The organism is Vibrio sp. 1078-1 (assembly GCF_033340475.1).
This window is the reverse complement of the sequence record NZ_JAWOWM010000035.1, coordinates 1-7,325: the sequence shown is the minus strand read 5'-3', so window position 1 is coordinate 7,325 and position 7,325 is coordinate 1. Positions and strand designations below refer to the sequence as shown.

Annotated in this window: 9 protein-coding genes; 8 read left to right on the top strand and 1 reads right to left on the bottom strand. The window is 39.9% G+C overall.

The window, feature by feature from the left end; all coding sequences use genetic code 11:
• The first annotated feature begins 92 nt into the window (after positions 1–92).
• The 5 genes from R7190_RS25155 (at position 93) to R7190_RS25125 (ending at position 3,354) form a co-directional block, all read left to right on the top strand.
• A complete protein-coding gene (locus R7190_RS25155; protein WP_318132058.1) occupies positions 93–755 on the top strand; it encodes a hypothetical protein in 663 nt (220 codons plus the stop codon).
• Between the two features lie 132 nt (positions 756–887).
• On the top strand, positions 888–1,247 hold the full coding sequence (locus tag R7190_RS25150) for a hypothetical protein (RefSeq protein ID WP_318137628.1): 360 nt from the start codon (positions 888–890) through the stop codon (positions 1,245–1,247).
• A 149-nt stretch (positions 1,248–1,396) separates the two neighbouring features.
• Positions 1,397–2,122 (top strand): hypothetical protein, encoded by a 726-nt coding sequence (locus tag R7190_RS25140; RefSeq protein ID WP_274004150.1) that lies wholly within the window; start codon positions 1,397–1,399, stop codon positions 2,120–2,122.
• A 133-nt stretch (positions 2,123–2,255) separates the two neighbouring features.
• A complete protein-coding gene (locus R7190_RS25135) occupies positions 2,256–2,531 on the top strand; it encodes a hypothetical protein (protein ID WP_170890311.1) in 276 nt (91 codons plus the stop codon).
• A 151-nt stretch (positions 2,532–2,682) separates the two neighbouring features.
• Positions 2,683–3,354: a hypothetical protein gene (locus tag R7190_RS25125; protein WP_318137627.1), complete on the top strand. Its 672-nt coding sequence runs from the start codon at positions 2,683–2,685 to the stop codon at positions 3,352–3,354.
• Positions 3,355–3,566: 212 nt separating this feature from the next.
• Here R7190_RS25125 and R7190_RS25120 read toward each other — a convergent pair whose 3' ends face one another.
• Positions 3,567–3,869, bottom strand: coding sequence for a hypothetical protein (locus tag R7190_RS25120; protein ID WP_064490315.1), 303 nt, complete (start codon positions 3,867–3,869; stop codon positions 3,567–3,569).
• A gap of 715 nt (positions 3,870–4,584) precedes the next feature.
• On the opposite strand from R7190_RS25120, the gene R7190_RS25115 reads away from it, so the two are divergent.
• The 3 genes from R7190_RS25115 (at position 4,585) to R7190_RS25105 (ending at position 7,139) form a co-directional block, all read left to right on the top strand.
• Positions 4,585–5,247 carry a hypothetical protein gene (locus R7190_RS25115; protein ID WP_318137626.1) on the top strand — a complete coding sequence of 221 codons (663 nt, stop codon included), beginning with the start codon at positions 4,585–4,587 and terminating at the stop codon, positions 5,245–5,247.
• Positions 5,248–5,410: 163 nt separating this feature from the next.
• Positions 5,411–6,514: a hypothetical protein gene (locus R7190_RS25110; RefSeq protein ID WP_318137625.1), complete on the top strand. Its 1,104-nt coding sequence runs from the start codon at positions 5,411–5,413 to the stop codon at positions 6,512–6,514.
• 160 nt (positions 6,515–6,674) lie between these two features.
• Positions 6,675–7,139: a GNAT family N-acetyltransferase gene (locus tag R7190_RS25105; protein ID WP_318137629.1), complete on the top strand. Its 465-nt coding sequence runs from the start codon at positions 6,675–6,677 to the stop codon at positions 7,137–7,139.
• Positions 7,140–7,325 lie beyond the last annotated feature (186 nt).

Below are 7,325 nucleotides of genomic sequence, written 5' to 3'. Positions count from 1 at the left end.
GAGTGATTCGCAACGCTTGGCAGTTTCGCTTCGCTCAAGTATAGCCAAGCGCCGCTCACACCTTAATGCGGCGTTATGCCTAAAGAGGAAGTATGGAATCTGTTTACAATGTTATTCAGGAAAACCCTGACTATTTTGCTTGGGTGTTCGGTGTGGTGAACGTGCTTTGGGGTCTGTTTGTTTATTTTAACAAGCAGAGCCATGACAAAGCGTTAGAGAACTTGAAGCATGGATTGTCGCTGGAAGCAGAGAGAAGGAAAAAAGTATTCGAACTTAAAGCCACTCAGTACGAAGCATACGTGTCTAATCTAGATGCCTTTGGTAAAAAGTATCAAGTAGATCTTCCTGCAAAGATGCAACCAATTATCGACCAGTACTTCAATGACTATTTAGCAGCTGCACAAGTTGGCGACAAAGAAAAAGAGCGTGAAGTTGTGTGTTGGTTTGGGTCAAAAATTTCCGAGGTAATGCGCGATGGCATGGAAGACTTAATGAAACTACAGGCAGAGTCTAACAAATTAAAACTCACTGCGACCGACCAGATGATTGAAACATTCGCTCGTTTGGAGGCCTTAACTAAGGCATCTTTTGATAAGTCCAATGAGTTCATGAATAGACTTCTAGAAATAGTTTTGTCTCAAAATAATGAGTTATCTGCAAAATTTCAAAGTGAGTTGGCCGCTCTTGGAGTAGAAACGCAAGCAACGGCTAAAGAGCTGATGGAGTTGATGAGGCAGGAGTTGCAAATAATTTAGGCATAACAAACAATTTAAGAGTGATTCAGCACGCTTGGCATTTTTGGTTTGGGTTGAGTTCAGTGTCTACGGTGGTCAAATTGAGTGTCGTGGTCTCGTGCTTCACACCTTAATTGGGCGTTAGGTGAATTAATGGAATATCACTACACAAATAATGATAGATGGATGCAGCTAAACGACTTAAAAGGACGTTTGACGCTTTTAATTGCTCATCTTCAACTAAACCATAACGATGCCAAGATAATTTCAATATACGAGCGTGCTTTGTTTGACGTAGATGAGCTGATTTGCAATGGTTTTAACCAAAATCAATTGTCGAATGTTAGTGATTCAATCCCAGATCTTTTTAATCGGCACAAAGATTGGGTACCTCCCTTAGAAGTTGGCTCTGATGGTAAGTTGTCTGAGCCGCAATGGTTTTTAGCGCTAGAGAACTATCTTCAACCTGTTCTAAAAAGTGCAAGGAAACTAAAGGAGTTGGGTGCGCGATAATTCACCTAACAAATTGTTCAAGAGGGATTCGCAACGCGTGGCATTTTTACTATGCGTTGGTTTTAGTGTTTAAGGTGGCATGCGGCGGCATCGGTATTGCGTTGCTCACCCCTTAACAAGGCGTTAACTTACATGGAGGTACATCAAAATTGAAAACTAAATTAGGTAGCTGTATTACAGTTATTTTTGATCTGGAATTTTATGTTCCTGAAAAGTCGCGAAAGGAAGTAGGTTTTTGTTATAACCCATGGGATAAAGCATCCCGAATTCTAGGTGGTGGTTTTTTAAGTATAAACGGCTTTACTGTCGACAAAACCCACGATGATGCTATTCCAAAAAAAATTAAAAGCTATTGGCTGTGGGAGCACGAAAATAATGAGCGTGTGCTCCTTGAGCGAATGCTTGATGTTTTAGTTAAAGCGTCAGAAAAGGTCAGCAAAGCACACAATGGTACGAGGTCAGCTGTTTTGTGCGGTATCGGTATTTCATCTTCAGACGTGCCGATCTTGTTCGAGTTATTCAAAAGGTACAAGTTACTATCAAATCAGCAAGCCTTTGAATTACAGAATAAATTTCGAGTAATGGATTTGTCTCAGATAGCAACTCCTTTGTTTAACCTAAATACAGGCTATATGTATCCTGCACCTAAAAACGGGTTAATGAATAAGTTTGTAAAAGGACTAAAATTTGAGTCTGGTTGTGGGGTTTGGGATATGTATGAAGACAATAATTACTCCCTCATTGAGAGCAGAGTAAAAAGTGAAATCTCGGCAACGTACTTGTGTTACAAGAGTATTATCGAAGAATCTCGCAGGCTTAAGTCAAAAGAGGTCGAACTAAAAAAGCTGACGAAACTGTTTGAGAATGTAAGTTAACAAACAATTTAAGAGTGATTCCCCACGCTTGGCATTTTTGGTTTTGGTCAAGTTTAGTGTTTACGGTGTTCAATTTTAGTGTCGTGGTCGCGTGGCTCACACCTTAATTGGGCGTTATAACTCAGGAGGTCATATGAAATATTTTTTTCACCCTAAAGATGAAGAAACCTTCAAGATTCAGGCTGTTGGTAATTTTGTCAGAACGTTAGTCTTTGATCCTGAGAATGAAAAAGTACTATTAACATTTCATAGAAAAGTCTCGAAGGTTTGGGAACAAACACGGAAAAACAATATCGAAACCGATCATCGAATCAAAGAACTAACAAACGAGAACCTGCATGTTTATTCTTGGGTTGTTAGTAATAAAACAGAATTATTGCTTCCAAATTTTTTCGAACCCACTGAGTAAATGAGTTATAACAAACTGTTCAAGAGGGATTCGCAACGCGTGGCATTTTTACTATGCGTTGGTTTTGGTGTTTAAGGTGGTATGCGGCGGCTTTTGTATTGCGTTGCTCACCCCTTAACAGGGCGTTATGCCTATATGGTTTCGAGGAAATATGAAAGAAAAAGAATCACTATTAGTTATATTTTCAGGCTTACTATTTGCTGCTTGTTTTATCTCTTTTGGAACAATTATTGGGCAAGTTAGCTTTGATCCCGATAGTACGACTAATGTAACTGATTGGATAGGTGCTATTGGGGCTATGATTGGTGGGTTGAGTACACTGGCTCTATTTGTGGTAGGTTTGTTAGTAGTAAAGAATTTTCGTTCTCAAAATAAAATATCAGCCCTGCAGGAGATTAAAAGGGACTCGCTTCTTCTGTCTAAATATGTGTCACAGTGGGCGTTTGAAGCTGCGATAGTATGCAATAAGCCAAGTAGCGACGAAAAAGTACTCGAATTGCAAAGTAAAGTTGATTCATACATGCGTAATGTCTTGGACTCCAGTGCTAAGTTAGATGCCATACAAATTACGCGTGATTTCTGGGTATTAGACGATGCTATTAAGTTGGAACGCAAGCTCGCAGAAATGTATCGCTATATGAATTATCCTTTTCATTATGAACCTATGAAAAAGGATAGTAATGGTAATCTTAAAGCTTTTGACTTAGATGAGTCTATCTTGGAAAGAAATGAGAAGTTTCTTGCTGATAAAGAGTCCTTAATCCTTGAGACTCATAAGCTAGTAGAAAAACTAGACAGATTAGATCAGGCGATAAAAATATAGGCATAACAAACAATTTAAGAGTGATTCCCCACGCTTGGCATTTTTGGTTTGAGTCAAGTTCAGTGTTTACGGCGTTCAGTTTTAGTGTCGTGGTCGCGTGGCTCACACCTTAATTGGGCGTTAGTCGCCAGAAAAAGCTAGCAATCAAAATCATGTTTCTGAGCTTAAAATTTGGCAGCTGTTTGCTTGGTACGCCGATTAATCGTAGCTCATTAGAGCTTAGTTCTAGCTGTTTTAAGTCCACAGTTTTGTACCTGTCCTACCGGTTGTTTTGTTCTTTGGTGTTTACAGAGTAGGGCAATCGAGAGTCTATTTTTGGTTGCAACTCCGCTCGGTGAGTTTGTCGGTACAAAAGCCGATTTACTCGCTGAAATGACGTTTTCTCTGGTGTGGTAAATTCCACGTGGTTTCAGTGACTTCGTTGAAAGTCCGCACTGTGAGATTAGCTTTCCAAAAGCGCCTTTTGGTGTTGTCAGTTCGTTTTCTGCGGCGTTGTTTGTTCCAAGTGGTTTCATTGAGTAGCCACTTTGAGACTACGCCTGACTCAAATGCATCAGAGCACATAAAATTTGTTGTTCGCAAAGTTTAGTTCGGCTTAAAATTGTCGCTCGGTGCCTCGCGACTAACAAACTGTTTAAGAGTGATTCGCAACGCGTGGCATTTTTACTATGCGTTGGTTTTAGTGATTAAGGTGGTATGCGGGAGCTTCGGTATTGCGTTGCTCACACCTTAACAGGGCGTTAGTTGCCAACGAGGCAAAGCGTACTTAAAGCAGAATGTTTAGGGCTAATGTCCGTGTGTTTTCGGCTCGGTTTCGTATTTCAAATTTTAGCTTTAGGAGTTTGTGAGAATCGAGCTTCGGTTGTTTTTTCGGTTTGGGCTTATTGTTTCAGAACCCGATTTATTCGCTGAAAGTTTGCTCGGCTACACTGTCTTTTCAAAAGGTTTTCTTGGTGTTGTCAGTTCGCTTTTCTACGGCGTTGTATGTTCCAAGTGGTTTCAGCAACAAGCGCTTTGAAACTGCGCCTGATTTAAGTTTTTCAAAACACGTAAACCTCGTGTTGGCAAAGCGGCAATTAACTTCAAATCAAAGCGTTAGGCTTGCCAACTAACAAAGCATTCAAGAGGGATTCACAACGCTCGGCAGTTTTGGTTTGAATTGGCTTTAGTGTTTACGGCACAATGGTTTAGTTTGGGTGGAATGCGTTGTTCACCCCTTAATGCGGCGTTATGTTGAAACTAGATATTGGTGATCATTTGAAGAAGTACTCTTTAATTCTTTGGCTTGTTTTATTAGCCATTCTAATCGCACCTATTGCTATTTATTCGTTTCAGTTTGGTATTGGTGTATGGAGTCAGCACGAAGACTGGGCAAGTATGGGAAGCGCTCTAGGTGGCATCTATTCTCCTTTGATAGCGCTTCTAGCATTTGCGGTTATATTTGCTCAAGCAAGGGTTCAATTACTATCGGAACAGCATTCGAGGGATATGGTCTTTATTCAAGACTCTAAGCAAGATTTTAATTTCTACATAGAGCGTCTAGATATCGTGCTTAATCAGAAAATAGATGGTGAGGTTACCGTAAATCATTTTTTGATTAATATGCTAGAGTCCGTTCCCGATGAGGACTTACTAAACATAGAAGTTATTGACCTTTGCAAACGGTTTGACTCTCAATATAAAAAAGTATGGGGGCTTTGGTGTGGTATTACACCGCTTTTAAAAGGCTTAGAGTCTCAAAAGTACTTCCCGTATCAACACAACTTTATTGGCTTAAAACTGAGAGCGGTAAGCATGCTGTCACAGCAAACTTGTAGCTGTTTAGACAAGTTAGATTACGTGCTTTCTAAAGGTAGAAGCAGTAAGCCGTGTTTTTGGGAACAATCAACATAACAAACTGTTTAAGAGGGATTCGCAACGCGTGGCATTTTCACTATGCGTTGGTTTTAGTGAATAAGATGGTATGCGGCGACTTCGGTATTGCGTTGCTCACCCCTTAACAGGGCGTTAAACGTTTTCTTAGCTTCAACATGAGCAGAAATTTAAAGGATCATAAATGAGTCAGAGCGTTATTTTAGATAACTGGTCATTACAAAATATTGGTGGGTTACTGACAGGTGGTATTGATGAAAGTAAATCACACTACATTGCAATCGACAAAGAGAACGATCGTTACTCTTATGAAGATAGCTTGAGTGCCATTATCAATACAGAAGCACTGTTTGATTTACTCACTGATATTATTTTACGTGATCAGATTTTAGTCGAAGAGAACTTTATTAGTGCTTGGAACTGTGAAGGAAACCCATTTCAAGAGGCGGTCTCTAAGGGGGTTATACGACCCTACCCATTTTTAGTCGACTATAAGAGGCTACAAGGACCGCGTGACGAGTTTATTGAACGCCTTAGTTTGACATCAGATTTAAAGAAAGATCATGAAGAAAACCGAGTAGGTTTTATTCAGAATAGATATGCTCCGCACGGGTACTTATCACAAACTCTATGGGGCGGTGCAGGCATGTTAGCTAGAGGTTTTGTTTACGAAAAAGGATATACGCCTCACCCAGTTAGAAAGCGCTTTTTTACTGATGCTGGAATAATGGTTTCTAACGAAGATTCAGTACTGAGACTAAACAACCTAGTTTCAGAGAAAAGAGCTTCTATAGCTGCGCTACATAACGCAGGTAGTGAACTATATGCACTAAATGTAAATATGCTTCCTTTACCGATACGAGTTATACAAGAGTCAAATTCTGCAAGCGATATGATTAAGGTAGCTCTTCAGTTAAGAGAAGAGTACCAAGAACTAAGAGATTGGTTAAACTGCTACCAGCAAGCATTAAGCGATGGTAGCTATAAAGATATGAATAAATTTTCCAAAATTCTTCAATCTATCTCTTTATACGTCGATTCGACTATAGGTTCTGTAGACTCAAATGCTCCTACGTTCACAGCAGGCATTGGTGTGCTTAAGGTTGCTATAAAAGGGCAGCCTTTAAACTCGCTCGTAAATCAGTTTGGTGTTCGCTCTATGGTAAATAAACTAATTCTTAGTCGTAGTGGTACATCAGATTTGAAGAAATATTTAGGTTTCTTTGACCATAAAAATACTGTTGTTGGTATGAAGGTTGTTGAACACTTCTCACAAAAAAACGTTTAACAAACTGTTTAAGAGTGATTCGCAACGCGTGGCATTTTTGTTGTGCGTTGGTTTTAGTGTTTAAGGTGGTATGCGGGAGCTTCGGTATTGCGTTGCTCACACCTTAACAGGGCGTTAGGTTTATTGTCGATATCAGGAGGTCAATTTGATCATTCGTTTAATGACGGAAAAAGATTTACCAAGTGCAGCTCTAGTTCATAAGTCTGCGTTTGTTAGGCAAAACTACTCAAATGAATGGTTAGAATGTAATTTGAATGCCTTCCCACGTTACTTGATCTATGTAGCTGATATTGATAATGAAATTGTCGGTTATATTATTTGGGTACAGAAAAGTGGTTTTCGTCCTGAAGCCGTTTTGGAATTAGAGCAACTAGCCGTCATGCCGAATTATCAGGGAAATGGTATTGGTCGAAAGCTGATCGTCGAATCATTGCCTCAGGTAAAAAATCAGCTTGTTCTTAAACAATCTATTTTGAAGCATGTGTTGGTTACTACAAGAGCTGATAATTATGCTCAAGAATTATATAAAACCACTTTAGGCGCTGAAGTCGAGACGACAATTTCCAGTTTATATTCGGCCGATGAAGTGTTGATGATTGCCCGGAACATAGGCAAACAAACCTAACAAACGCTTTAAGACGGATTCGCAACGCGTGGCATTTTTATCATGCGTTGATTGTAGTGATTAAGGTGGTATGCGGGAGCACCGTATTGCGTTGCTCACCACTTAAGCGGGCGTTATGTGCTTATGAGGAAAATTGACATGGAAGTGATAGAGGCCAACCCTGATTTGGCCCCAATATTAGCGAGT